Source organism: Bradyrhizobium sp. USDA 4474 (genome assembly GCF_054057515.1).
This window is the reverse complement of sequence record NZ_JBSRZJ010000002.1, coordinates 5652441-5677817: the sequence shown is the minus strand read 5'-3', so window position 1 is coordinate 5677817 and position 25377 is coordinate 5652441. Positions and strand designations below refer to the sequence as shown.

At 63.6% G+C, this 25377-nt stretch carries 23 protein-coding genes, 1 tRNA gene and 1 pseudogene; 9 read left to right on the top strand and 16 right to left on the bottom strand.

Annotated elements, in window-relative coordinates:
- Window positions 1–26: 26 nt before the first annotated feature.
- Window positions 27–251, bottom strand: coding sequence for a hypothetical protein (locus ACVW16_RS28370; RefSeq protein ID WP_456737994.1), 225 nt, complete (start codon window positions 249–251; stop codon window positions 27–29).
- Window positions 252–579: 328 nt separating this feature from the next.
- On the opposite strand from ACVW16_RS28370, the gene ACVW16_RS28365 reads away from it, so the two are divergent.
- The 5 genes from ACVW16_RS28365 to ACVW16_RS28345 all read left to right on the top strand — a co-directional run bounded on the left by ACVW16_RS28365 (window position 580) and on the right by ACVW16_RS28345 (window position 4998).
- The gene (locus ACVW16_RS28365; protein WP_456702324.1) at window positions 580–1032 is read left to right on the top strand and encodes an Hsp20 family protein; all 453 of its coding nucleotides are present in this window, start codon (window positions 580–582) and stop codon (window positions 1030–1032) included.
- A 104-nt stretch (window positions 1033–1136) separates the two neighbouring features.
- The gene (locus ACVW16_RS28360) at window positions 1137–1493 is read left to right on the top strand and encodes a hypothetical protein (protein ID WP_456702323.1); all 357 of its coding nucleotides are present in this window, start codon (window positions 1137–1139) and stop codon (window positions 1491–1493) included.
- A 211-nt stretch (window positions 1494–1704) separates the two neighbouring features.
- Window positions 1705–3132: a sodium:solute symporter family protein gene (locus ACVW16_RS28355; RefSeq protein ID WP_456737993.1), complete on the top strand. Its 1428-nt coding sequence runs from the start codon at window positions 1705–1707 to the stop codon at window positions 3130–3132.
- A complete protein-coding gene (locus tag ACVW16_RS28350; protein WP_456702321.1) occupies window positions 3129–4313 on the top strand; it encodes a sialidase family protein in 1185 nt (394 codons plus the stop codon). The genes ACVW16_RS28355 and ACVW16_RS28350 overlap by 4 nt, the downstream gene beginning before the upstream one ends.
- A 4-nt stretch (window positions 4314–4317) precedes the next feature.
- Entirely contained in the window at window positions 4318–4998 is a 681-nt protein-coding gene (locus ACVW16_RS28345; protein WP_456702320.1) for an SDR family NAD(P)-dependent oxidoreductase, read from the top strand.
- Between the two features lie 114 nt (window positions 4999–5112).
- Here the strand turns inward: ACVW16_RS28345 and ACVW16_RS28340 are convergent, their stop codons facing one another.
- From ACVW16_RS28340 to ACVW16_RS28315, 6 genes are all read right to left on the bottom strand, one after another.
- Window positions 5113–5949, bottom strand: a complete 837-nt coding sequence (locus ACVW16_RS28340; RefSeq protein WP_456702319.1) for an ABC transporter substrate-binding protein — start codon at window positions 5947–5949, stop codon at window positions 5113–5115.
- A gap of 248 nt (window positions 5950–6197) precedes the next feature.
- Window positions 6198–9305 (bottom strand): DEAD/DEAH box helicase, encoded by a 3108-nt coding sequence (locus tag ACVW16_RS28335; RefSeq protein ID WP_456738324.1) that lies wholly within the window; start codon window positions 9303–9305, stop codon window positions 6198–6200.
- A 365-nt stretch (window positions 9306–9670) separates the two neighbouring features.
- Window positions 9671–10279 carry a cysteine hydrolase family protein gene (locus ACVW16_RS28330; protein WP_456737992.1) on the bottom strand — a complete coding sequence of 203 codons (609 nt, stop codon included), beginning with the start codon at window positions 10277–10279 and terminating at the stop codon, window positions 9671–9673.
- Window positions 10276–11286 carry an ATP-dependent DNA ligase gene (locus ACVW16_RS28325; RefSeq protein WP_456737991.1) on the bottom strand — a complete coding sequence of 337 codons (1011 nt, stop codon included), beginning with the start codon at window positions 11284–11286 and terminating at the stop codon, window positions 10276–10278. The genes ACVW16_RS28330 and ACVW16_RS28325 overlap by 4 nt, the downstream gene beginning before the upstream one ends.
- 48 nt (window positions 11287–11334) lie before the next feature.
- Window positions 11335–11523 carry a hypothetical protein gene (locus tag ACVW16_RS28320; RefSeq protein ID WP_456702316.1) on the bottom strand — a complete coding sequence of 63 codons (189 nt, stop codon included), beginning with the start codon at window positions 11521–11523 and terminating at the stop codon, window positions 11335–11337.
- A gap of 136 nt (window positions 11524–11659) precedes the next feature.
- Window positions 11660–12847, bottom strand: a complete 1188-nt coding sequence (locus ACVW16_RS28315; RefSeq protein ID WP_456737990.1) for a CaiB/BaiF CoA transferase family protein — start codon at window positions 12845–12847, stop codon at window positions 11660–11662.
- Between the two features lie 171 nt (window positions 12848–13018).
- Here ACVW16_RS28315 and ACVW16_RS28310 point away from each other — a divergent pair, with 171 nt between their 5' ends.
- The gene (locus ACVW16_RS28310) at window positions 13019–13906 is read left to right on the top strand and encodes a VOC family protein (protein WP_456737989.1); all 888 of its coding nucleotides are present in this window, start codon (window positions 13019–13021) and stop codon (window positions 13904–13906) included.
- A gap of 24 nt (window positions 13907–13930) precedes the next feature.
- Here ACVW16_RS28310 and ACVW16_RS28305 read toward each other — a convergent pair whose 3' ends face one another.
- Window positions 13931–14374 (bottom strand): TspO/MBR family protein, encoded by a 444-nt coding sequence (locus ACVW16_RS28305; protein WP_456737988.1) that lies wholly within the window; start codon window positions 14372–14374, stop codon window positions 13931–13933.
- A 43-nt stretch (window positions 14375–14417) separates the two neighbouring features.
- Here ACVW16_RS28305 and dinB point away from each other — a divergent pair, with 43 nt between their 5' ends.
- Complete coding sequence (gene dinB / locus ACVW16_RS28300) at window positions 14418–15518, top strand: DNA polymerase IV (protein ID WP_456737987.1); 1101 nt, start codon at window positions 14418–14420, stop codon at window positions 15516–15518.
- Between the two features lie 306 nt (window positions 15519–15824).
- Here the strand turns inward: dinB and ACVW16_RS28295 are convergent, their stop codons facing one another.
- The 6 genes and pseudogenes from ACVW16_RS28295 to ACVW16_RS28270 form a co-directional block, all read right to left on the bottom strand.
- Window positions 15825–16595 (bottom strand): amino acid ABC transporter ATP-binding protein, encoded by a 771-nt coding sequence (locus tag ACVW16_RS28295; protein ID WP_456702311.1) that lies wholly within the window; start codon window positions 16593–16595, stop codon window positions 15825–15827.
- Between the two features lie 11 nt (window positions 16596–16606).
- On the bottom strand, window positions 16607–17269 hold the full coding sequence (locus tag ACVW16_RS28290; protein ID WP_456702310.1) for an amino acid ABC transporter permease: 663 nt from the start codon (window positions 17267–17269) through the stop codon (window positions 16607–16609).
- 6 nt (window positions 17270–17275) lie between these two features.
- Window positions 17276–17938, bottom strand: a complete 663-nt coding sequence (locus ACVW16_RS28285) for an amino acid ABC transporter permease (RefSeq protein WP_456702309.1) — start codon at window positions 17936–17938, stop codon at window positions 17276–17278.
- A gap of 64 nt (window positions 17939–18002) precedes the next feature.
- Window positions 18003–18809: a transporter substrate-binding domain-containing protein gene (locus tag ACVW16_RS28280; protein ID WP_456738323.1), complete on the bottom strand. Its 807-nt coding sequence runs from the start codon at window positions 18807–18809 to the stop codon at window positions 18003–18005.
- A 276-nt stretch (window positions 18810–19085) separates the two neighbouring features.
- Window positions 19086–19184, bottom strand: a pseudogene (locus ACVW16_RS28275) (antirestriction protein ArdC); the annotation flags it as partial.
- Between the two features lie 124 nt (window positions 19185–19308).
- The gene (locus ACVW16_RS28270) at window positions 19309–19680 is read right to left on the bottom strand and encodes a hypothetical protein (protein ID WP_456737985.1); all 372 of its coding nucleotides are present in this window, start codon (window positions 19678–19680) and stop codon (window positions 19309–19311) included.
- 769 nt (window positions 19681–20449) lie between these two features.
- Here ACVW16_RS28270 and ACVW16_RS28265 point away from each other — a divergent pair.
- Window positions 20450–21889 carry a DUF1254 domain-containing protein gene (locus ACVW16_RS28265; RefSeq protein ID WP_456738475.1) on the top strand — a complete coding sequence of 480 codons (1440 nt, stop codon included), beginning with the start codon at window positions 20450–20452 and terminating at the stop codon, window positions 21887–21889.
- Window positions 21890–22085: 196 nt separating this feature from the next.
- On the opposite strand, the gene ACVW16_RS28260 is transcribed toward ACVW16_RS28265, so the two are convergent.
- Window positions 22086–23021: a hypothetical protein gene (locus tag ACVW16_RS28260; protein ID WP_456737983.1), complete on the bottom strand. Its 936-nt coding sequence runs from the start codon at window positions 23019–23021 to the stop codon at window positions 22086–22088.
- A gap of 229 nt (window positions 23022–23250) precedes the next feature.
- Window positions 23251–23325: transfer RNA gene (locus ACVW16_RS28255), tRNA-Gln, on the bottom strand.
- A 242-nt stretch (window positions 23326–23567) separates the two neighbouring features.
- On the opposite strand from ACVW16_RS28255, the gene ACVW16_RS28250 reads away from it, so the two are divergent.
- Window positions 23568–25346, top strand: a complete 1779-nt coding sequence (locus tag ACVW16_RS28250) for an acyl-CoA dehydrogenase (protein WP_456737982.1) — start codon at window positions 23568–23570, stop codon at window positions 25344–25346.
- Window positions 25347–25377: the final 31 nt, after the last annotated feature.

Here is a 25377-nt window from a genome sequence, read left to right as displayed (position 1 = left end):
GCGGACCAGGAGATTGCGTAAGTCGTTCATCGTTCGGCTCCCCGAAGGGCGGGGCCCGCCGAGTCTCTCGGTAGTGTAAATGCGGCGGGAAGAGCCTCGGCAGCGAGAGCTTGGAGGGCGGCCTGCTCCTCGGCAAGGCGCCGCTCGATGAATTGACGTTCAAGCTCCGACAGCTTCGTCTTCAGCAGGCGTCGATAGCGGGAGATGTTGTTTCGGTGCGTGCGAATGCGGGCCAATTCCAGATCGAGCATCGTCGTCGCTCCTGACGGTCTTTCAAAATCCTTTTCGATTGTCCGGGGTGGAAGGGCAGACTTCCGGCGCAAAAAAATATTCGCGCCTCTTGTGCTGTCAAGATTCTCTCACATCGCTCGTTCGGGTTCCCAAGCCGCCTCTGAATTTTTTTTTACTGCCCCCTCTTGCAAGGCTCTTCCGTCGCTCTAAGTCGTTTTTCGCCGCGAGAGCGGTGTGCCGGATGCCCGCCAGGGGTCCGGTGCGGGCGCCGGGCCGGGGTCCGCCGGATTCGGTCTGAACCCCGTCTTGCGCTCCTTCTTAACCATCTTGCTCCTAGGAGGACTTGGTATGAGGACCACCTTTGACTTCGCGCCCCTCTGGCGCTCCACCATCGGCTTCGACCATCTTGCCGACCTCGTGGACAGCACGTTGCGTCAGGCCGGCGAAGAGAACTATCCCCCCTACAACATCGAGCGCTTCGGCGAAGACCAGTACCGGATCACACTTGCCGTGGCAGGCTTTGGCGCCAACGACATCACGGTGACTGCCGAACAGAACACGCTGACCATCGAGGGCAAGAAGCCCGAGTCAGCCTCCGGCGAATATCTGTACCAGGGTATCGCGGCGCGGCCGTTCCGTCGTGTGTTCAATCTCGCCGACTACGTTCAGGTCAAGCAAGCCGCTTTCCAGGACGGTCTCCTGGTCATCGATCTCCTGCGCGAGATTCCAGAGGCCATGAAGCCGCGCCGCATCCAGATCGCGAGCACGCCGCCGCAGATTGACCAGCAGAAGGCGGCCTGAGCGTCGAAAGCTCTGCCATTACGGACCAGCATGGCGGACGGCGCGGCTCGCCGTCCGCCGGTGACGGCATCCCTTTTTGAAAGGAGTGGTGAGGGAGACGACCGATGAATGCCAAAGCGTCAATGAATGCCAAAGCGAACGTGACCGGTTTCAAGCCGCTATTCCATCCCGCAGCACACTATGCCTCTGCGAGCGCCGTTCTCGACGACGCCGGTCTTTCAACGCCGGAAAAACGGATCATCCTGTCGTCCTGGGCTTCGGATATGTACGCCGTCGAATCCCAGCCCGCGCTACGCGAGATCCCCGGCATGGGCCATCCGATCCGACTGACGGACATCCTCGCTGCACTGCGCAAGCTCGATGACGACGATCCGCCGCCGCGCGGCGGCGCGGCCATGCGGTTGCGGCGGCCATCGGCCGCCGCCTCGGGCACTGAGCCCGCTCACGTCGGCACGACGTAACATCCGCCTCGCTGGAACCTCATCAATATCAGGAGGAGATGACCGTCCGCCGGGTCGCCGCCCCGCGGGCGCGGACGCGTGCGCTTGACGCATCGCCCGCGGGCGGGTTTAATGAACTCCAACAACAATTGTTCGCATTCCGAACATTTTGCATGCCGGGCAGAAGCGGGCCTCGACACCGCATCCCGCGCCACCAGAGGAAACGTTGGAGATGCAAGCCCTGCTCAACGGCGAAAGCACGCTCATCGTCACGATGATCGTAGCCTACATCGCCTTCACGTCCTGGCTCACGCTGAAGCTGCGCAGCCGAACCAGCGATCAGTTCATGACCGCGTCGCGCGCGATGCCCGCCGTCGTCGTCGGCGTGCTGATGATGAGCGAATTCGTCGGCGCCAAATCGACCGTGGGCACGGCACAGGAAGCGTTCCAGTCAGGCATGGCGGCCGGATGGGCCGTGCTCGGCGCCTCGATCGGCTTCCTGCTGTTCGGCCTCCTGATGGTGAAGAAGCTCTACAATTCCGGCGAATACACCATCTCGGCTGCGATCGCGCAGAAATACGGCAGGTCGACCATGCTCACCGTCTCCGTGATCATGATCTACGCGCTGCTGCTGGTGAATGTCGGCAATTACGTCAGCGGCGCGGCTGCGATCGCCACCGCGCTGCATGTCAGCCTGCCGGTCGCGATGTGCGTCATCGCCGTGGTCTCGACCTTCTATTACGTGTTTGGCGGGTTGAAGGGCGTCGCCTGGGTGACGATCCTGCACAGTGCCTTCAAGGTCGTCGGCGTCATCATCATCTTCGCGGTCGCGATGTCGCTCACCGGCGGCATCGCGCCGATGCAGGCCAAGCTGCCCGCCTATTATTTCAGCTGGGACGGCAAGATCGGCTTCACCACCATCTTCGCCTGGACCTTCGGCACCGTCGGCGCGATCTTCTCGACGCAATTCATCGTGCAGGCGATCTCCTCGACCCCGAGCGCCGATGAGGCCCGCAGGGCGACCTATTACGCGGCGGCGTTCTGCCTGCCGCTCGGCTTCCTGCTCGCGCTGATCGGCGTCGCCGCAAAATATCTCTACCCTGACATGAACAGCCTCTACGCGCTGCCGGTGTTTTTGGAAAAGATGCCGCCGCTGGCCTCCGCCTTCGTGACGACGTCGCTGGTCGCGTCGATCTTCGTCAGCGTCTGCACCGTCGCGCTCGCGATCGCCTCGCTGGTGGTACGCGACTTCTACGTGCCCCATTGGCAGCCGACGCCGGAGCGCGAGCTGAAGATGACGCGTGTGTTCTCGGTTCTGATCGCGATCGCGCCGCTGCTCTTCGTGTTCTTCATTCCGGAGATCCTGAAGCTGTCGTTCTTCACGCGCGCGCTGCGCCTGTCGGTCACGATGGTGGCGATGATGGGCTTCTATCTGCCGCTGTTCGCCAGCAATCGCGGCGCCACCGCGGGCCTGATCGGCGCCGCAATCTCGACCACGGTCTGGTACCTGCTCGGCAACCCCTTCGGCATCGACAACATGTACATCGCCGCCGCGACCCCGCTGCTGGTGATGGCGATCGAGCGCGTGGCGATGGGCCAGGCCCCCGCCATGCCGCAGGCCGCGCAACCAAATGCATTCGTCGAAAGGACTTCGACATGATGGCCGACCTCGAGATCGCCGCCGACGGCGCCGTGCGTCAGGCCACCGGCGACCCTGACAGGTTCGACGCTTTCATTCCCTCGCCCTGCGTGCAGAACCACGCCGCCAATCTGATGCCGCTCGCCAATGGCGATCTCGCCTGCGTCTGGTTCGGCGGCACGCAGGAGGGCATGTCCGACATCTCGGTGTATTTCTCGCGGTTGCCCCGCGGCGCGACAGAGTGGTCAGAGGCGGAAAAGCTGTCCGATGATCCCGGCCGCTCGGAGCAGAACCCCGTGCTGTTCCCTGCTCCCGGCGGCACGCTGTGGCTGATGTGGACGGCGCAGCTGGCCGGCAACCAGGATACCGCCATCATCCGCCGCCGCCTCTCGCACGACAACGGCAAGAGCTGGAGCCCGATCGAGACGCTGTTCCCTGAATATCGCGGCCGCGGCACCTTCATCCGCCAGCCGATCGTCGTGCTCGACAATGGCGACTGGCTGTTGCCCGTATTCTATTGCCACAGCACGCCGGGCCGGAAATGGAACGGCGACGGGGACACCAGCGCGGTGAAGATCTCTTCCGATGCGGGCGCCACCTGGCGCGACATCGAGGTGCCGGGCAGCCGCGGCTGCGTGCATATGAGCATCGCGCGCCTCGACGACGGCTCGCTGCTGGCGATGTATCGCAGCCGCTGGGCGGACAACATCTATCAAAGCCGCTCCACCGATCACGGCCGCAGCTGGTCGGCGCCCGAAGCGACCGCACTGCCCAACAACAACTCCTCGATCCAGCTGACCCGGCTCGACAACGGCCATCTCGCGCTGGTCTTCAACGATTCCAGCGCCAAGGATGCGACCGGCCGCCGGCTCTCGCTCTATGACGAAATCGAGGACGATCTTCCGCCCGTGCTCGCCGGCGACGGCGGCAACGCGGACGGACGCACCGCGTTCTGGGGCGCGCCAAGAGCGCCGATGACGCTGGCGATCTCGACCGACGGCGGTCGCTCGTGGGCCAAGCGCGATGTCGAGACCGGCGACGGCTATTGCATGACCAACAATTCGCGAGACCAGACCAATCGCGAGCTGTCCTACCCTAGCGTCAAGCAGACCGCCGATGGCGCGATCCACATGGCCTTCACCTTTCATCGCCGCGCGATCAAACATGTGAGGGTGACCGAAGCGTGGGTGAAGCAGGGCTGAGGCGATGGACAAGAGGCCGCACGCGCTCGTCACCGGCGCCAGCTCAGGCATCGGCGCGGCGATCGTCGAGCGCCTGCTGCGCGACGGCTGGCGCGTTACCGGTATCAGCCGGCGCGCTGTAACGTTCGATCATCCGGCATTCGAGCACTTGTCGCTGGATCTCGCCGATGTCGATGCGATTGCAGCCGCCGTCGCCGATCTCGCGCCGACCGCGCTGGTTCATGCGGCCGGCATGCTGAAAGTCGCCCCGCTCGGATCGCTCGACCATGACGCGGGCGCCGCGATGTGGCGGCTGCATGTCGACGCGGCCGAACGCCTCGCCGATGCGCTGGCGTCACGCTTGCCGCAGGGCGGCCGCATCGTGTTCATCGGCAGTCGCACCGCAGCTGGCGCAGCCGGCCGAGGTCAATATGCCGCGACAAAAGCCGCGCTGGTCGCACTCGCGCGATCCTGGGCAGGTGAACTGGCGTCCCGCGGCATAACAGTGAATGTCATTGCGCCCGCAGCGACCGAAACGCCGATGCTCCACGATCCGACGCGCGCCAACGTCACACCAAAGCTGCCACCGATCGGCCGCTTCATTCGGCCGGAGGAAGTCGCGGCTGCCGTCGCCTTCCTGCTTTCGGCGGATGCGGCCGCCATCACCGGGCAGCAGCTCGTGATCTGCGGCGGCAGCTCGCTTTGAGCCAAGGCATGTACTCCTCAAGCGGCAGGCCGACTGATATTCAACTTCGAACACCGGATCGAGACCGGACATTCCCTGAGCGTCGCAACCGGGCCATCAACGGAAGTCGCTGGCCTATTCGATGACTTCGTCCGCGAGCGCCGCCAGGGTCGACGGAATTTCGAGCCCTATCGACCTCGCAGTCTTTAGATTGATGACGAACTGGTAGCGTGTTGGCTGTTCCACCGGGAGGTCGGCCGGTGTCGTACCCTTGAAAATGCGATCGACCATCGCTGCAGCGCGTTCGAAGGATTCGCTTGAATCGGCTCCATAGGACATCAAGCCGCCGTCGCGAACGATCGATTCTGCCTCGTAGATCGCCGGCAGCCGGTGTGTGGCAGCATAGTCGATCACTCGCTTGCGATTGAGCAGAGTTAGTGAATCCGAAACCATCAAAATGGCGTCGGGCGGATCGCGCGTCATCGCCTCGAAAGCTTCGTTGAAGTCATCGGGTTCCCGAACGCCAAGCGGCTGAACTGTAATTCCGAGCCCCTGCGCAGCCTTTGCTGACGTCTCGTAACGCATGGACATGCCGAGATCATCCTTATTCCAAATCATCGCGACGTGGTGAAGTCGGGGCAACAAGGCCGTCAGCAAGGAAAGGCGTTTGGTGGAAAGTGTCGATGCGTCATCCGCTATTCCTGTCACGTTCCCGCCCGGATGCGCGAGACTTTCGACCAGGCCGGTCTTGACCGGATCGCCGGAGCCGGACGCCAGGACCGTCGGAACGCCCGATACTTTGGCGGCGGATGCTGCCGGATAGCTGATCGTGACAACAACGTCCACTCCCGCGGCCTTGAGCTCCTGCATCAGCTGCGGAACCAGCTCAAGCTTGCCCGACGCGCCACGCGCCTCGTGGACCAAATTGCGTCCAATCACGTAGCCACGTTTCGCCAGTTCGTTGAAGAACACCTCACCACGATCCGCTGCAGCAGAGATTGGGGGGCCCGCAGTGAGTGTCCCAACGCGATAAATCCTCGCGGTCTGAGCACGCGCGGCAAGGGGGCAAGCTGCTGCCACGCAGCTTACAAGAGCAAGGAACTCCCGTCGTCGCATGTCCGCCTCCCAGGTACGAACGGCCAGTGTATCCGTCTGAACTTAGCAGGTGCGGTAGCCATCGAGCGAAATATGTCTGGTGCTCGCCGACTACACGCCCTGGCTCACGACTCGTCGAGAAGCTCCAGCAATTCGTCGACCCGCTCAAACGGCGCATCCCGCATCGGGCTGTGATAGACGACGCGATCGCCATCGCGCTGCAGCGACTTGCCCTTGGACTTCCGCAGCCGTCCCGGCAGGAACGTCGCGGCGACGGCGCTTTGGCCGACGTCCAGGCGAATGATGCCCCGGCGTTTGCAATCCAGCCTCAGTCGCGCAGCCGCAAAGACATCGCGGGCGGCCTGCGGCAATGGCCCGAAGCGGCGGGCGGTTTCCTCCTCGAGATCGTCGAGCTCGTCCTCGCTGGCGCAACGCGCGGCGCGGGCATAGAGCTCGAGCCGTACGGGCGCGGATTGCACGTAGCTTGCGGGAAGCATGTCCGCGACCGGCAAGTTGAGATCGGGCACCCACACCACGGACATGCCGTCATCGACCTTCTCCGAGGCCATCTTCAGCAGATGACTGTAGAGCACGGGGCCGAACACCTGGACGTGGCCGGATTGCTGCTCCGAGAACAGATCGCCCGCGCCGCGGAGGTCGAGATCGCGCTCGCTGATGGCGAAGCCCGCGCCGGGCCGGCTGAACTCCTCCAGCACGGCGAGTCGCTTCTCTGATTGCCCCGAGGTCGATTCCGTCAGGAGATAAGCGAAGGCGCGGATGCCGCCGCGGCCGACGCGCCCGCGCAGCTGATGAAGCTGGGCGAGACCGAAATTTTCCGGCCAGCACACCACGATGGTATTGGCGCGCGGGATGTCGAGGCCGCTCTCGACGATGTTGGTGGCAAGCAGCACATCGGCCTTGCCTTCGACGAACGTCATCATGCGCTCGTCGATCTCGTCGGCCGGCAGCTTGCCGTGCAGACAGACGATCTTGAGATCGGGCGCGACCGCCTGTACGCGCGCCAGCATCGGCTCCAGATCCTGGATGCGCGGGCAGATCAGGAAACTCTGCCCATGCCGTCGCTGCTCGCGCAGCAAGGCCGAGGCGATGGCGGCATCCGACAGCGGCGCGATCTTGGTCGCGACCGGAAGACGGTGAACCGGCGGCGAGGCAATGACGCTGAGATCCCTGAACCCGGCAAGGCCCGCGGCGAGCGTGCGCGGGATCGGCGTGGCGCTCATCCAGAGCGTATGGAGATTCTTGGCGAGACCGGAGAGCTTTGCCTTCTCGGCGGCGCCGAAATGCTGCTCCTCGTCGATGATGACGAGGCCGAGATCGTCAAACTTGACGTCCTTCGAGGTCAGCGCCTGCGTGCCGACCACGACCTTGATCCGGCCGCTGCGCAAGCCCTCCTTGGTCTCCCTGACCTCCGCAGCCGATGTCGCGCGCGACAGGCTGCCCACCTCGATATCAACCGCCGCGAAGCGCTTGCGGAAGGTCGCGACGTGTTGTCGCGCCAGCACTGTCGTCGGCACCGCGATCGCCACCTGCTTGCCTGACAGCACCACGGCCGCCGCCGCCCGAAGCGCCACCTCGGTCTTGCCGAAGCCGACGTCGCCGCAGATCACCCGGTCCATGGGATGGCCGGATGCCAGATCATCGAGCACGTCGTTGATGGCCTTGGCCTGATCGATGGTGGTGAAATAGGGAAAGCGCGCCACGAATTTTTCGTAGGCCGAGCCAGGCGGCACCAGCTTTGCCGCCTTCCGCCGCTTGCGCTGGCTGATGTGCTTGGCAAGCACCTTGCCCGCGACCTGGATCTCCTGCTCAGCCTCGCTGCGGCGGGCCCACCATGTGCTGCCATCCGCCTTGTCGAGGGCGAGCTTGCCGAGTTCCGTCGCATAGGGCCACATCAGCGCCAAATCGGGCGGCGGCACCAGGACCGCGTTGTCTCCCGCGAAGGACAGCCTGACCATCTCGCGCAATGCGCCGCCGCCGGTGTTCACCGTCTGCAGGCCATCGAGCACGGCGAGACCGCGCTGAAGATGCACCACCACTGTACCCGGTTCCGGCACGTCGGCATGGTCGAAGGCCGCGCTCCAGCTTCGCGCCATCGGTTGCGGATGATGAGCACGGCTGCCGAGCACGTCGGTTGCCGTCAGAACGACCGTGGATTTCCTGCCTGGAATGACGAAGCCGCCGTCGAGATCGGCCAGCAGCGCCACGTCGCGATGGCGCGCGTCCTCGGCCTCCGCCCAGTCCGCGACGCGCTCCACCCGCACGCCGCTCATGCGCTCCATCGCACGCAAATCCTCCTCCTGCGCCGCGGCGAAGATCAGGCGCGAACCGTCGTGCCTGACATCCTCGACGAAGGCGCGAAGCGCTTTCCGGGCGGATGACAGTTTTGAGAATTCCGGCGTCGGCTGGAACGGAGCGTTGCGCGGCAGCACCTTCATGCCGCGGGTCGCCTGCTTCCAGTCAGGGCGTCCCAGATATTCGCGCTCCCTGTCGGCGCGGCCCGCGGCCTCCTCGATCGTGCTCAGCCAGGCATCGGCATGCACCGACACGCCGGCATCCGCGATCCACTTGGCCTTTCCGCAATAGTCGAACAGCGTCGCGCGCCTGGCCCGCGCGCCTGACAGGGCTGTTCGTTCCGACATGGGATCGACGAGAAGCTCACTGGTCTCGAAGATGATGTCGTGCTCCTGCGGATCGAACGCCACGATCCGCTTGATGGTGCGCGCCGAATGCTCCACCCGGAACGGCCCCAATGCTCCGGCCGGAAATATCTCGAAGGTCTGGCCGTGAAACAGGGCGCCGCCCGGATAATCCGGCTCGTCGTCGAGGTCATAGCCCAGTTCTTCGAGACGAACGCGAAGCTCGCTCTCGGAGAAGGTGCCGCCGACTTTCAGAGCCGTGTTCAGCCGCAACAGGCTCGCGGGCGGCGGCAAGCGCTCCATCACGGCTTCCGCGGTCGAGACGAGAAAGATTGGATGCTTCGATTTCGCAAGCCGCCGCAGCACCGAGGCTCTGCGGCCGGCGATCTCGCGCGATGGTTCCAATTGATCGAACGGCAGGGTGTTCAGGCGCGGAAACACCAGAACTTCGCAGGACGGGTCGAGCGCATGAATGACGCTGCCGAGCCGCTCCGCCCTGTTCTCGCTTTCAGCGAGGAACACGAGACCATTGCGGCCGGACTCGTTCCACTGCCCCAGCAGATGCAGGGCCATCATGCCGAGCGGCGATGACGATGCGATGGTGGCGCGTTGCGAAGCCTTGCCTTGCTTCGGCGCCGCCTTGCCTGGCGCGCGTCTGCCTGTCGAGCTCTTGGCCGGCGCGCGCTTCTTCGGCGAACGCCTGACTGACGAATTCTTCTTGAGCGCGCTCTTGTTCGGAGCACCTTTGGCCGCTGGCCGCGCTTTTTTGGAATGCCGCACGTTAATCCGTTTCTGGTCGCATACAGGCGTCAAAAGGCGCGCCGGATCCATCGCGATTCGGCTGCGCCTCGTCATCCATAGGGGATTTGCCGCGCGAACGCACGTGTCCAGACTTCACATCGGAACCCCAAACCGCCCCCGCGGCCTCGGCCGGGCACCTTCTATTCCTGCCAAAACTCCGTCAGCTCCTCCGCGGTCGCCAGATCGACCTGACCGTGGAATCGGGTGCGGTACATCGTCATGAGTGCGTCGTGGCCGACGTCGGACGAGCTGCATAGCGCGTCCTGCACGATCACGACCCTGAAGCCGAGATCGACGGCGCTCAGCACCGTCGAGAGGACGCAGACATCCGTCTCCGCACCGGTGATCACCACCGTGCCGACGTTCTTTTCCATCAGCAGGCTGCAGAGGCCCGGATTGCTGAATGCGGAATAGGCCGGCTTGTCGACCATGCGGGCCGGAGGAACGTAGCGCGCGAGCGCCGGCACCAGTTCGAGCGCGGATGCCGGGAGCTGCCGGCGGGTTGCCTGCCGCCAGTGCCGAAAATAACTCTGCCACTGTCCGGGACGATCTTCGGGATCCTGCGGCGTGATGAAGCGCGAGAAGACGGTCCTGATCTGATGGCGGGACACGATCGAGACGATCGTCGGCAACACCATCTCCATCCACGGCGTTGCCCAGAGACCGCCGGGCGCAAAGATATTCTGCATGTCGACGCAGAGGTGAACGGCATCACTGATCGGAGCGATCTCCGAGGTGCTGTCTCTCATCGCCCACCACCATTCGCTGATTTCTGCGCCAGCTGATCCATGCGGCATTGCGAGGGCTTCTTGTCGGGGCGCCAGCGCACGATTTTCGTGCCGTGGCGAAACCGGCCACCGCTGACGTGGTCATAGGAAACCTCGACGACATGAATGGGGCGCACCGGCTGCCACTCGGCGGACCGCTTCGTCGACCATCGGCTCGGACCGCCGGGCGTCTTGCCGGTAAAGCTGCTTCCGCTCGCGATGGCCTCGAACGTCTCGGTCAAGCCCGGCCGATCGGCCGTTTTGATGGCCGAGGTGAAGCCGACGTGGTGCAGCAGTCCGGAGTCGTCGTAGAGTCCGAGCAGCAGCGAGCCGATCACCTTTCGCCTGCCCTGCTTTTTCTCGCCATACCTGAAGCCGCCGACCACGCAATCGGCCGACCGCATCAGCTTGATCTTCTGCATTCCGTCGCGCGCACCGCCGCGATAGGCGAGATCGAGACGCTTCGCGACCACCCCGTCGTGGCCTTCCCTGACGGATTGCAGCCACTTTTTCGCGCCGGCGAGGCTGCGGCTGGCCGGCGACAGCGCAAACACGCGGTTGCCCCTGAAATAGCGCCGCGCGAATTGCTCGAGTGCGGACCGTCGCTCGTCGAGCGGAAGCCCGGTGAGGTCCCTGTCCTCCGATCGCAGCAGGTCGAAAGCCATGAAACTGGCCGGCGTCTCCACGGCCAGGCGCTTCACGCGGCTGGCCGCCGGGTGGATGCGCTGAAGCAAGGCATCGAACGAGTATCCGCCCTCCAGCTCAATGATCAGCTCCCCATCGAGGATGAACGAGCTGGCGGATAGAGCTGATGCCGCGGATGCGATTTCAGGAAAATAGCGCACGAGATCGCGACCACCCTTCGACTGCATCCTGACGCGCCTGTCGTCACGGACCAGCAGGCAACGGAAGCCATCCCATTTCGGCTCGTATTGCCATTGCGTCCCGCGGGGAAGCTCGGCGACAGACTCGGCTTCCATCAGCTCCATGTTCGACACTCGACGCAGGCTTGAAACGTCAACGCGCGTCCGCTCCTCTCAGGCCGGCTTGGCGGGATGGGCCGTCCGCGGGTGGCGATCATGCAGCAGCCGCGCAAGGGCTTCGCGCTCGGAGGCGCGGCCTTTCATAGCCGTCTCGAACAGCGCCTCCTGAACCTCGCGCGGCATATCGCCCCAGACGTCCATGGCGGCGCGGCCCAGCAATTCGGCAAAGCGGTCGTCGGCCATGTCGATACTCCCTGTGTGCGCGCGCGCGGGCCCCGAGTGTAGGAACGGCAAGCGGCCGCCTGTGTTCCACGGCTTTATCGGGCGATCGACGGACAGAGAGGGATCGGCGGCTGCGCAAGCAGCGCCGCTCGCGCGGCTAGATGATGCCGCTCTGCCGCAGCGTTGCGATCGCCGCCTTGTCGTAGCCGAGTTCCGCCAGGACGGAATCGGTGTGCTCACCGAGCGTCGGCGGACGCGATGCGATCTCGCCCGGCGTTTCCGACAGCCGGATCGCGGCGCGCGCGACGGGCGCCTGTTTCGGCAGACCGGGATAGTCGACGTCCTGGAGGAAGCCGGCGGCGCGGATGTGCGGATGATCGAGCGCCTGCTGCGGGCTCAGAACAGGCCCGGTCGGAATCATTGCCTTGCCGAGCGTGTCGACCGCCTCCTGCGTGCTGCGCTCGGCGCACCAGCGTGCCATCCGCTCGCTGATGACAGGGCCATTGTTGCCGCGGCTGATGTCGTCGGCAAAGCGCGGATCGTTCAACCACAGCTCCTCCTCCCCCATCAGCCTGGCCCAGCGCTTGAAGAGCGGATGGCCCGTGACCTGGCACAAGACCCAACCATCCTTCGTGCGGTAGATATCCGCAGGCGCCGCAGTCTGGCCGAGATTGCCGGTCGGGACACGATTGACGTTGATGACGGCCTGCTCGATCAGCGTCGCATTGGTGAAGGACAAAGCGGTCGCCAGCAACGCGCCCTCGACGATCTGCCCGCGCCCGGATTTGCCGCGCTCGATCAGGGCCGCGAGCGTTCCGAACGCGCAATGCAGCGCAGTGCCGAAATCGACCCAGTTCACCGCCGCGCGGTACGGCGGGTCGCCGGCACCGGTCATGTAGACCGAGCCCGACATGACCTGGCCGACGCCATCGAAGCCGACGCGATCGGACCAGGGGCCAGGCCCGCCGAATGCGGTGGCGGTGGTCAGGATGATGTCCGGCTTGATCGCTCTCAGCGAGTCGTAATCGAGCTTCATCGCATGAAGCGTCTGCGGCGGCAGATTGGCGACGACGACATCGGCGGTCGCCACAAGCTTGCGCATCACCTCCTGCCCCTCCGCCTTCATCGGATCGAGCGTGATGCACTTCTTGTTGCGGTTGACCTGCAGGAACAGGGCGCCCTCGCCGCCTTCGCCGACCGGCGCCACGAAGCGATCCTCGCTGCCGTCGCGCTTTTCGACGCGAATGACCTCGGCGCCGAATTCGGCCAGCAAGGTCGCGCAATACGGCCCCGCGATATAGCGCCCGAAATCAAGGACGCGCACGCCCTGCAGTACTCCCCCCATCGACCTCATTCCCCATCGGTTTCCGTCGAGATTACAGGGAATGGGTGCGACGGCAAGGTGGCAGCACTTGCCACGTCCCGCCGACAAGATGTGATCGGCCAAATGTTTCGGCTGGCGGAAATTCTGCTCTAGTATGGCGCCAGCAGTCCCTCCAGCGAGAAGCGCACAGCCATGCCGCAACAATTCGATCGATCCGCAGAAGATCTCGGCAACGCCATCCATTTCGAGCACGTCAATATCACCGTTCCGGACCAGCGCCTCGCCACGCTGTTCTACGTCACCGGACTCGGGCTGACGCGCGATCCCTATCTGATGGTGTCGGACACCAACATGTGGGTCAACGCTGGCCGGAGCCAGTTTCATCTGCCCCAGGGCAAGCCGCAGGTCCTGCGCGGCCATACCGGGCTCGTCATCGAGGGCCGCGAAGCGCTGCTGGCACGCCTGGCTTCGGTCAAAAGCAAGCTGGAAGGCACAGCCTTCGCGTATGCCGAGCATAACGATTATGTCGAAGCAGTCTGTCCCTGGGGCAACCGGATCCGCATCCACGAGCCCGATGCGGCGCGCTTCGGGCGCATCGCGCTCGGCATCCCCTATGTCGAGTTCGACGTACCGCCCGGAGCGGCGCAGGCGATCTGCGTCTTCTATCCTGAGATCATGGGCATGCCCGCGACCCTTCGGAACGGTGACGGCAAGGTTGCGGCGGTGCAGACCGGCCGCGACCAGCATCTCCTGTTCCGCGAGACCGATCGGCCACAGCCCGATTACGACGGCCACCATGTGCAGATGTACATCACCGATTTCTCCGGCCCCTATCGCAAGCTGCTGGCGCGCGACCTGATCTCCCGCGAGGACAATCAATATCAATACCGCTTCTGCGACATCGTCGATCTCGACAGCGGCAAGCCTCTGTTCACGGTCGAGCACGAGGTGCGCAGCGCGACGCATCCGATGTTCATGCGGCCGATGGTCAATCGCAATCCTGCGGTCAACAACCGCAACTATGCCTACGGCCACGATCAGGCATTCTGGGCGATGGGGCCGGATCAATACGAAGGGTAGGACTGCGGCCGCAAAACCGGCACCTCAGTTCAGGCTCCAGATCGCGGCATTCAAGACGCCGGCGAAGGCAACCCAGGCGGCATAGGGCACAAGCAGTGCGGCCGCCAGCCCGTCTCGTGACAGTTCGAGAGCGATATAGGCGACGATCGCTGCGAACAGACCGCACAGGATCGCGAGCGCAGTTCCGATCCGGTGCATGGTGAACATGACAGGAGACCAGGCGAAGTTCAGGACGAGCTGCGCGATCCAGAACGCCATGGCTCTCCCTCGGGGCTCGCGTCGGAGCGTTCTCCAGCCGGCGACGGCGATCAGGATGTAGAGGATGGTCCAGGCGACCGGAAACGCCCAGTTCGGCGGCACGAAGGAAGGCTTTGCCAGTTCCGCATACCAAGGACCAGGAAGATTGGTGACGCCGATGAGCCAGCCGAGTCCGACCACGACGAGGACCAGGATCAACAGCTGAAGCACGGGCCACCTCGCGATTCTCTCGGCCGGATTGTATCATTGGCGTATGAGAGAATCCGGCATCATGGAAGGCGAGGCAGCGCGCGTTCGCAAGATCATCCATATCGACATGGATGCCTTCTACGCGTCGGTGGAACAACGCGATCATCCTGAGCTGCGCGGCAAGCCGGTCGCCGTCGGCGGCTCGGCCGAGCGCGGCGTGGTCGCGGCGGCGAGCTATGAAGCGCGCAAATTCGGCGTTCGCTCCGCGATGCCGTCGGTCACCGCGAAACGGCAATGTCCCGACCTGATCTTCGTGAAGCCGCGCTTCGAAATCTACAAGGCGATCAGCCGGCAGATCCGCGAGATTTTCGCCGAGCACACCGAGATCATCGAGCCGTTGTCCCTCGACGAGGCCTATCTCGACGTGACGGAGAACCTGCAGGGCATTCCACGCGCTCGCGATATCGCGCTACGAATCCGCGAGAAGATCAAGGCCGAGACCGGCCTCAACGCGTCGGCGGGCATCTCCTACAACAAGTTCCTGGCCAAGCTCGCCTCCGATCACCGCAAGCCCAACGGGCAGTTCGTGATCTCGCCCGAGATGGGAGCCGCCTTCGTCGAGACGCTGCCCGTCGGCAAATTCCACGGGATCGGACCGGCGACGAGCGCGAAGATGAATGCGCTCGGCCTGTTTACCGGTCTCGACATCCGCAACCAGACGCTGGAGTTCATGAACGCGAATTTCGGCAAGTCGGGCGCCTATTACTACTGGATCTCCCGCGGTGTCGACGAACGGCCGGTGCGGGCCAACCGGATCCGCAAATCCATCGGCGCGGAGACCACGTTCTCGACCGACCTCGACGACTTCGACACGCTGGTCGTCAAGCTCAGTCCTCTCGTCGACAAGGTCTGGCGCCATTGCGAGACATCAGGCAGCCGCGGCCGCACCGTCACCTTGAAGATCAAGTTCGCCGATTTCGAGATCATCACGCGCAGCAGGTCCGTGCCTGCGCCGGTCGGAGGCCGGGACGAGCTGGAGCGCCTCGCCTGCGGCCTGCTCGAAATCGAGATGCCGTTGCCGAAGCGCGTCAGGCTCCTGGGGGTGTCGCTGTCGTCCCTGCAGGTCGGAGACGATGCCGAGCCGCAACTGACCTTCGGCATTTGAGCGAAACCGGGGCGCCAGGCGCAAATCGTGCTGCATCGGCGGATTGCCTTCGACGTGGCACTGATCACGATGGATCATCAGGCGAATAACGACGCAGCGCGGGAGTGGCAGACCACCGAGTGCTTCAACACGGCCCCATGAAATTACCGAGCGATTTCACGGATTTGCGAGTCCGTGGCTGGGGCGGGAGGGTACTCAGCTAGAAAGCGACCGCTAGCGGGCTACCTAAATAACTCAGAAAATCCGCGCGACACAACGGATGTGTAGGCCGGCTCCATAGCTTGAGAGTCATGCTGTATGTAGTTGTCAGTTGAAGCGGGAGGATTGGAGAAAGGCGGCGAGGCGCTCGGTCTTCGGGGCCGCGAACATCTCGCGCGGGTTCCCCTCCTCGCCGATGCGGCCGCCGTTCATGAAGATGACGCGGCTCGACACCTCGTAGGCGAAACGCATTTCGTGGGTGACGAGAAGCATGGTCATGCCGTCCTCGGCGAGCGAGCGCACCACCTGCAGGACCTCCGCCACGAGTTCGGGGTCGAGCGCCGAGGTCACCTCATCAAACAGCATCAGGCGCGGGCTCATGGCTATGGCGCGCGCGATGGCCACACGCTGCTGCTGGCCGCCGGAGAGCTTGGCGGGGTAGTGGTCCTTGCGCTGGAGGAGACCGACGCGGTCGAGCCATTTTTCGCCGAGGGCGCGCGCCTCCTCGCGGCCCATCTTGCGCACGAGCGTCAGGCCGAGCGTGACGTTCTCCAGCGCCGTCATGTGCGGGAACAGGTTGAACTGCTGGAAGGCCATGCCGGTGAGCGCGCGCTGGCGGGCGATCTCCTTCTCGGCCTTGCGCTTGCGCTGACCGCCGGCGGTGGAATAGCCGATCTCCTCGCCGTCGACGCGGATTGTGCCGCCATCGAACTCCTCCAGCATGTTGACGCAGCGCAGAATCGTGGTCTTGCCGGAGCCCGACGAGCCGATGATCGAGATCACCTCGCCCGCCCGTACGTCGCAGTCGACGCCCTTGAGCACCTCGACCGGACCGTAGCTTTTGCGTAGGTCCCGGATTTCCAGAAGGTTCGCGGTCATGGAATCGCCTTTCACGCGAGGCTCACGCGGCGCTCGACGTACCGGCCGAGGCGCTCGATGGCGAAGTTGACGAGGAAGTATAGGAAGCCGGCGAGGAGATAGAACTCGAGGCTGTGGAAGGCGCGGCTGATGACCTCCTGCGTGCGCAGGAGAAGCTCGGCAACACCGATGACCGAGAGAAGCGTCGAGGCCTTCACCATCTCAGCCGCTGTGTTGATGAGCGGCGGGAGAGCCAGACGCAACGCTTGCGGGCCGAGCACGTAGCGAAAGGTTTGCCCGAACGTCAAGCCGATCGCCTTGGCGGCCTCCGTTTGTCCCTTGTGCAGGGTTTGCAGCGCCCCGCGTGTGATCTCGCCGACATGCGAGGCGCAAAACAGGGTGAGCGCAAGGACGCCAGCTTGGAAGGCGGACAGGTCGAGGCCGACCGTGCCGAGAATGTAGAAGCTCGCAAGCACCAGGACGAGGACCGGCGTCCCCCGGATCACGTCTGTGTAGACGCGGGCGATCCCCCGCACGGAACGGTTGCCATAGGTGAGAGCGAGGCCAAGGCCGGTGCCGAGCACCGTGCCGCCCAGAATGGCGAGGGCGGAGATCGCGACCGTGGTGCCGAGGCCATAGAGCAACGGCCAGCGCGCGAGCCAGACGATCTCGAAGAAGGAGAGAGGAGGGTTCACGCGGCCTTACCTCGAAACGGCGAGCCGCACTTCGGCGCGGCGCAGAAGGGCGGCCAGGATCGAGCAGGTCGCGATGTAGAGCCCGCTCGCCACGATCCAGGTCTCGATCACGCGGAAGGTCTCGACGTTGATCTTGCGCGCCTCGAAGGTCAGCTCGGGCACCGCGATCGCGGCGGCGAGCGAGGTGTCCTTGAACAGGCCGATGAAGGTGCTCCCCAGCGCCGGCAAGACGGCTCGGAACATCACCGGCAGGACGAGGTGCCAGCGGATCTGCCCTTCCGTCAGGCCGATAGCGAGGCCCGCCTCGCGCAGGCCCTTGGGGACGCCCAGAAGGCCGCCGCGGAACACCTCGGCCAGATAGGCCGCCGAATACAGGGCCAGCGCCAGCACGAACGAGTTCCCCTTCGACAGGCGCAGCCCAAGCTGGGGCAGCGCGAAGAAGGAGAACAGGACGATCACGAGAAGCGGCAGGTTGCGGAACAGGGTGACGTAGGCGCCCGAGGGCACCGACAGGAGCCGCGATCGACTGATCCGCCCGAAGGCGAGTATCAGGCCGAGGGCGCAGCCGATCCCGATCGCCACAAAGGCCAGGGTGAGACTGAGGCCCAGACCCCAGAGGAGGTCGTCAAAGTTCCGCCAGACGGCGTTGAAGTTCAGGGTGTATCCCATCGGGATCACTCGCTCGGGCGTGGGGGCGGTGCGGGCGCGGAGCCTGGACCTCCGGCCCAGTCGGTTACTTGAACTCGACCGGGAAGCCGATCGCCGGGGGCGGCAGATCCTTGCCGAACCACTTCTTGAAGGAGGCCGCATAGGTGTCGAACTCGACGCCCGTCATCGCCTCGTGCAGAGCGGTGTTGACGAAGTTCAACCAGTCCTGATCGCCCTTGGCGACGGCGCAGGCATAGGTCTGCGGGCTCCAGCCGTAACCGGCATCCTTGTACTGGCCGGGGTTCTGCGTGACGTACCAGGCGATGGACGACTGGTCGGTGGCGGCGGCGTCCGCGCGGCCCGACTGGAGCGCCTGGTAGAGCAGGTCCTGCGATTCGTATTGGTCGACGCTCGCCTCGGGAAGCGCCTTGTGGACGAGTTCCTTGGCATAGACGTTCTGAAGAACGGCGATGGTCGCGGACGAGCCGGCCGCCTTCAGTGCGGCATAGTCGGCGTACTGGCCGCCTTCCCTTAGCAACAGGCCAACGCCCTCGCGGTAGTACGGGATCGTGAAGTTGACCTGCTGGGCGCGCTCGCCGGTCACGGTCATGAATTGGCAGGTCATATCGACCTTGCCCGTGGTGATGTTGGGGATGCGCGCGTCAGACGACTGGTTGACGAACTCGACCTTCTTCGCGTCGCCGAACAGTGCCTTGGCGATGATCTTGGCCATGTCGATGTCGAAGCCCTGAAGGGTGTCGGACGCGTCCTTGAAGTGCCAGGGCGCGTTGGTCGAGCCGGTGCCCACCACGAGCTTGCCGCGTGCCAGCACGTCGTCGAGCTTGGCCGCCATCGCGCCGTTCGGGAGAAGGGCGACGGACGCGGTCGCCATGAGACCCAGCACTACTGCCTTCACATTCATTGCCATATGTCACACCTCTATGTCCATTATAGCAGACACATAGCCGCTACAGCAGATTGCCTTATCAATGGTCATGCCTTGATCTTTGTCAACTGCTTTGGGCGCACACGGTGGAAGCTGAAGTTGACACTCGGCGGTGGGTGATCGATCTCGCCGTCGCACTGCGGAACATCGCCCGCGCACAAGGTCATTTGACCGAGCAGGTCTGGCCGTTCGCCCCCACATCAAAACCTACAAGCTGGCCAAGCTCGCCGAGGCGAGCTCATCCAACGCGGTGCGATGGGGTTCGAAATAGGCTTGCGGCGGCGGGACCTGAACGTAGTCTTCGACTGTTGCAAAATGCGCGATCCGACGAGCACCAGATCAAACAACTCTAGCGCAGGTCAGGAACGTCGTCGTACGCTGGCGCACCCCACAGGAATTTCGTGTTAAAACACCGCCAGTGGCGACATTGAAGAGTCGGGCGTCCTTATTGCTTGTTGCGGTTCCTGCTCGCTCCCTTCAGAGGACTCGTCGGCGACAACGCACTTGCCGTGTCGGCCATCTCGATGCAGGTGAGAAGGTCGACATAGCTCTGGAAGCCGCCGGCCGTGGCCTCGCCCTCGCACCGATCGCGGAGTGCAACGGACGTGGCCTGCCAAATGGAATCAAGCTGTTGCTTGGCAGCGGTCTCGTCCCGCATGCAATTGGCTGCGCTTTGAGGCTCGGCAAGGTTCATCGCCTTGTCAGTGTCGGCTGTCGCCTTGCAAAGCGCCTCGACATTCAATGAAGGAACGCGGTCGGAAACAGGTGTCACGGGCACGCTTGCTGACAAAGCGGTGGCAAACAGCGCAAGTAGCATTTTACTCTCCCTTGACCAGAGACGAAATGCGTCGTGATGATGTTATCTGCCCAGACGCCGCAGAAGTTGACCTAGCGCAAACGAACCATCGGAAAATCACGACACTCCGATCAGTTCAGCGAGACTGCGCCGGCTGAGCTGGCGGGCTAGGCAGGTCTGATCGCAAGTTATTCGGGTTGTTACGATCGAATAAATCCTGGCGCAAAGCAGACCCGGTCGCGCTCGGATTGTCCCGTCCGTGAGACCAGTACGCGGGCTTTGCGCTGCTCTCGGCGTATGCAGGGGCTGTCGTTGCGACGGCCAGCGCGCAAGACACGATTATGGTCACGGAGCGTGAATGGCTGTCCGACACATAGCCCTGCTGTATCTCGGCGCCAATCGTGCCACCAAAGACGTCGCCGCTCGTGCTGAAGCTTCTGCCAGCATCGAAGGCGGTGGAAATCAGATCTAGCGGATCGTGGCTGTCCCAGCCATACCCACCGTTCAGGCGTGACGATCAGCCGAAGCGGTGCGTAGGCAGTATCGGGACACCAAGATGAGATTTCATGCCCGCGTCCCACAACGCATTTTCGACGCAGCACGCTCGCGGAGACGCGACGAGCAGCGCCGTTGACTTGTATCAACGCGCGACATGTTTCGCAGGCCTTCACTACAAGCGTGCAGTTACGCGCCAGGTCAGCGTGCGCCTACAACGAATGAAAGTTCGCTCGAAGACCTCAGGTCTGACTCTCTCATGCCGTATCTATAGTCAAAACACCGGAGCAAGCTCATGCATTTCACACGCCGCCGTCTTATGACCGCTGCTTTGAGCACCGCGCTTTCCACTCTCGCGCTATCTTCGAGCCGCGCCGACTTTGAAGGTCCGCTACTTCGTGCGATCGAGGGCGGTGAAGACTTCTGGCTCGCCACCGATGCCTATGTCTATGGCTATCCGCTGGTGACGATGGAGGTGACCCGCCGGGTGATCACGAACGTCTCCGCGGTCGAGGGCACACGAGGTCCGATGGGGCAATTCATCAAGCTCCGCTCCTATCCCGATGCCAGCTTCCGGGATGTCACAGCTCCGAATGCCGACACACTCTACACCACGGCATGGCTCGATGTCGGAGACGAGCCGTGGGTCCTGAGCATGCCCGACATGAAGGACCGCTATTTCCTGTTTCCGATGCTTGATGGATGGACGAACGTCTTCCAGGTCCCCGGAAAACGAACCACGGGCACCAAGGCTCAGACGTACGCAATCACGGGCCCCGGATGGAAGGGGACGCTTCCGGCAGGCGTCAAGGAGTACAAGTCGCCGACCAGCATCGTCTGGATTCTGGGGCGCATCTATTGCACGGGCACACCCGAAGACTATGCGGCCGTTCATGCTGCGCAGGATGAGTTCAAGCTCGTGCCGTTGAGCTCCTATGGCAAGACGTTCGCGCCGCCAGCGGGCAAGGTCGATCCTTCCATCGACATGAAGACGGCGGTGCGCGATCAGGTGAACCGCATGGACGCTGTTGCCTATTTCACGCTTCTTGCTCAGTTGATGAAGCGCAATCCACCCGCCCCGGCTGATGCAGCGGAAATGGCGAAATTCGCGAGGATCGGCCTGGTTCCCGGCAAAGATTTCGATGCCAGCAAGCTCGACGCCGCATTTGCCAAGCGCATTCCGCAGGTCGCCTTCGACCGGATCATGCTGCAGTTCAAGGCCAACAAGGCGGTCAAGAACGTCAATGGCTGGATGTTCGACACGGAAACCGGCATCTACGGCACCGAGTATCTCAATCGCGCCTTCGTCACGGCAATTGGTCTCGGTGCCAATCGCATTCAGGACGCCTGCTATCCGACGTCTCAGAAAGGGGCCGATGGTAAGGCTTACGTCGGAAGCAACAGGTATGTCCTGCGTTTTCCCAAGGGACAACTTCCGCCGGTTGGCGGCTTCTGGTCACTCACAATGTACGACGAGAACTATTTCTTCGTGGCGAATCCGATCAACCGCTACTCGATCAGTGCCCGGCAAAGCCTCAAGCCCAATGCAGACGGTTCCACGGACATTTACATTCAGAAAGAATCGCCTGGAACTGACAAGGAATCGAACTGGCTGCCGGCGCCAGCCGGCAAGTTCGTGTTGATGTTGCGGATGTACTGGCCGAACGAGAAGTCGCCATCGATCATTAACGGCAGCTGGTCGCCGCCCGGCGTTCAAAAGGTAGCCGGCACTTAGGCTCAGGCATGTGAGCCCGAACAGGCCGAAGCGCTCATCGGGCTCACTGCGATTTCGATTATCATGGAAGCGGCGCGAGACCCGGATTTCGTTGCACGAGTATGAGATGCATGGTTGACGCCGGACGATTGAACATTGTCGTCCCTTATCGACGAACTTCGCCGACAAGCATCAGGCCGCTGACGGTCGCGCGTGCTCAGTTGCGCACGAAATAAAGCGGCGTCCTGAAAGTGACTTGGTAGGCCGGCTTTGGCACCCACATGATCTCTGCGGTCACGCCGAACAGGCGGTTGTCATTGTCATCCATACGATCGAGGTCGAATCGCACGACGGGCTCGGTAAAGGACTGTACACGTACGAGACTCAGAAGCTCAGCGCCCCCGAACGACTGTACACCGACGCGGCCGATGAATTTCCAGTTGTTGGGCCATTGGTAGTAGCCGCCGACATAGCCAGTGATGCTCGGATGGATGCGAGCCAGTTGGCTGCCGATTGCAACATGTACATCTTGAACTCCGGCGAGCAATCCGCGGGTCTCGTCCTTGTCGAATGCGTAGTCGAACTCGAAGATGTTGTTGAACGTCGTCGTGGCTAGCGGCCCGTTGGGGATCGCCTGTGTGATGGTTGATTGCCAAGTCAGGGTTGGAATGGCCCCACCATTCTGCTTGTGGAGATCGGCCTGAAACCCGATGTTCCAGCTGCTTAATGTCAATGGCGACCAGCCGGCCAGGTCGGTACTGGTCGAACTGGCTGACAAACCGGCATAGAGTGAGACGCCATCAGTTACATCAACGGTCATGGGAAGATCGACCACAGCGCTCTGAGCCGACGGCAGCGAGAAGGCGCCTAGGGGCGCCGAACTGTTGGCTCTGGATAGCGCAAGTGATTGCAGTGCCGTGACGAGAGCAGGGTTGCCAAAACCGATCGGCAGCGCGCCGGCAGGTACGCGAGCGTACGACGTTCTCAGATCCAGGTAAATGTTGGGGGTCTTCGCGGCGCCATCGCCATCATCGTCATCCTTGGCAAGGACAAAGCCTGTTGAGCAGAGGCAGATTGCGCCGGCGAGGGCCGCCTTCAGGCAGGCCGAAGATTCGGCACCTCTTCGGCCTCGGCGTGCCGCGGCAACCTGCATGACGCTTCTCCCAGATGCGATTCCAGCGAGCCAATGGATGCCAAGGACGGAATCTACTGCCATCAGCCCATGTCCGCAATCGGGCGGGACCGTTCGTCCAACGCTCACCCTTCAGGCCCGATGCAGCCTAAGATGATTTCGGATCGGGAATCGAAACCTCCTCCAAATGCGCGTCAAATGTTTGGCTGAAATTCACCTGTTTCGACAATGAATCGAACCGCTTAGAATCTGGCTGGGGCGGGAGGGATCGAACCTCCGAATGGCGGAATCAAAATCCGCTGCCTTACCGCTTGGCTACGCCCCATCAGGCCACGAAGGGCACTGCGGACGGACCGACACCCGCAGAATCCCTCTGGTCGCAGCCGGTCTATAGGGTGCGACGCGGCATTTCAACCGCCTGGAGGGGCAAAATACCACGGGGCCGGGGCCGGCCCGGCCACACTCATCATGGCCCGATGCCGCCGCCCGCGCCTGCCCTGCCCGGCCCATTGAGACATCCCCCGTTTCATGGGAATACGGCGCCAAACCTGTCCTAGGGAGTGAGCCATGACCTACCGCGCGCCGATCTCTGACATGCTGCTGTCGCTCAACCACGGCGCCGGCCTCAAGGCCGCGATGGACGCCGGCCATTACGGCGATTTCGACGGCGATATCGTCGCGGCCGTGCTGGAGGAAGCCGGCAAGTTCGCGACCGACGTGCTGGCGCCGCTCAACAAGGTCGGCGACGAGCACGGCATCAAGCTCGATGACGGCAAGGTCACGACCGCGCCGGGCTGGCCCGATGCCTACAGGCGCTGGACCGAGGGTGGCTGGAATGCGGTCTCGGGGCCTGAGGATTTCGGCGGCCAGGGCCTGCCGCTGGCGATCAACGCCGCCTGTACCGAAATCTGGAGCGCCTCCAACATCGCCTTCGGCCTCTGCCCGCTGCTGACGGCCTCGGCCATCGAAGCGCTCGAGGCGCATGGCAGCGACGAGCTCAAGTCGATCTATCTCGAGAAGCTCGTCTCCGGCGAATGGACCGGCACGATGCAGCTCACCGAGGCGCAGGCCGGCTCCGACGTCGGTGCGCTGCGCACCCGTGCGGAAAGGCAGGCCGACGGCACCTATCGCATCAAGGGGACGAAGATCTTCATCACCTATGGCGAGCACGACATGACCGACAACATCGTGCATTTCGTGCTGGCGCGCCTGCCGGACGCGCCCGCCGGCACCAAGGGGATCTCGCTCTTCCTCGTTCCGAAATTCATGGTCAATGAAGACGGCTCGCTCGGTGCGCGCAACGATATCTTTGCGAGCGGCGTCGAGCACAAGCTCGGCATGCACGCTTCGCCCACCTGCACCATGACCATGGGCGATCATGGCGGCGCGATCGGCTTCTTGATCGGCGAAGAGAACCAGGGCATGCGCTGCATGTTCACGATGATGAACCAGGCCCGCCTCGGCGTTGGCCTCGAGGGCGTCGGCATCGCCGAACGCGCCTATCAGCAGGCGCTGGCTTATGCGCAGGAGCGCAAGCAGGGCCGCGCCGCTGGGAAGAAGGGCGACGGCTCGGACGCGATCTTCGTGCATCCCGATGTCAAGCGCATGCTGATGCGGATGCGGGCGCAGACCGCCGCCGCCCGCACCATCTGTTACGCCACCGCCGTCGCGCTCGACGTCTCGCTGCGCGCCAAGGACCCCAAGGTGCGGGCTGACGCCGCCGCGCGCGCGGCGCTGCTGACCCCGATGGCCAAGGGCTATTCCACCGATATCGGCAACGAGGTCGCCTATCTCGGCGTGCAGATCCATGGCGGCATGGGCTTCATCGAGGAGACCGGCGCCGCGCAGCATTATCGTGATGCCCGCATCACCACGATCTACGAGGGCACCAACGGCATCCAGGCCATCGACCTCGTCACGCGCAAGCTTGCGGCCAATGGCGGCGCGTCGGTGTGGACGCTGATCGAGGAATTGTCGGCAATCGTGAAGCAGGTCGAAGCCTCAAACGATCCCGCCTTCGGCACCACGGGCGTGAAGTTGCGCGAGGCGCTGGAGGCGCTGACGCGCACCAGCAAATGGCTGCTCGAACGCGTCACGACGGCACCGAACGAGGCGCTCGCCGGCGCGACGCCCTATCTGCAACAGTTCGGCGCGACGCTCGGCGGCTGCATGCTGGCCTCCGAAGCACTCGCCGCGAAGTCCGACGGCAACACCCATGCCGCGCGCTACGTCGCGCTGGCGCGCTTCTTCGCCGAGAACATCACCGTACAGGCCGGCAGCCTCGAGCGCACTGTGACTGAGAGCGCGGAGTCGGTCGCGGCGGCGGATGCGGTGCTGCTGGGGTAAGTTGCAGCCGCGTCGCGCAGCGTCGTCCGGG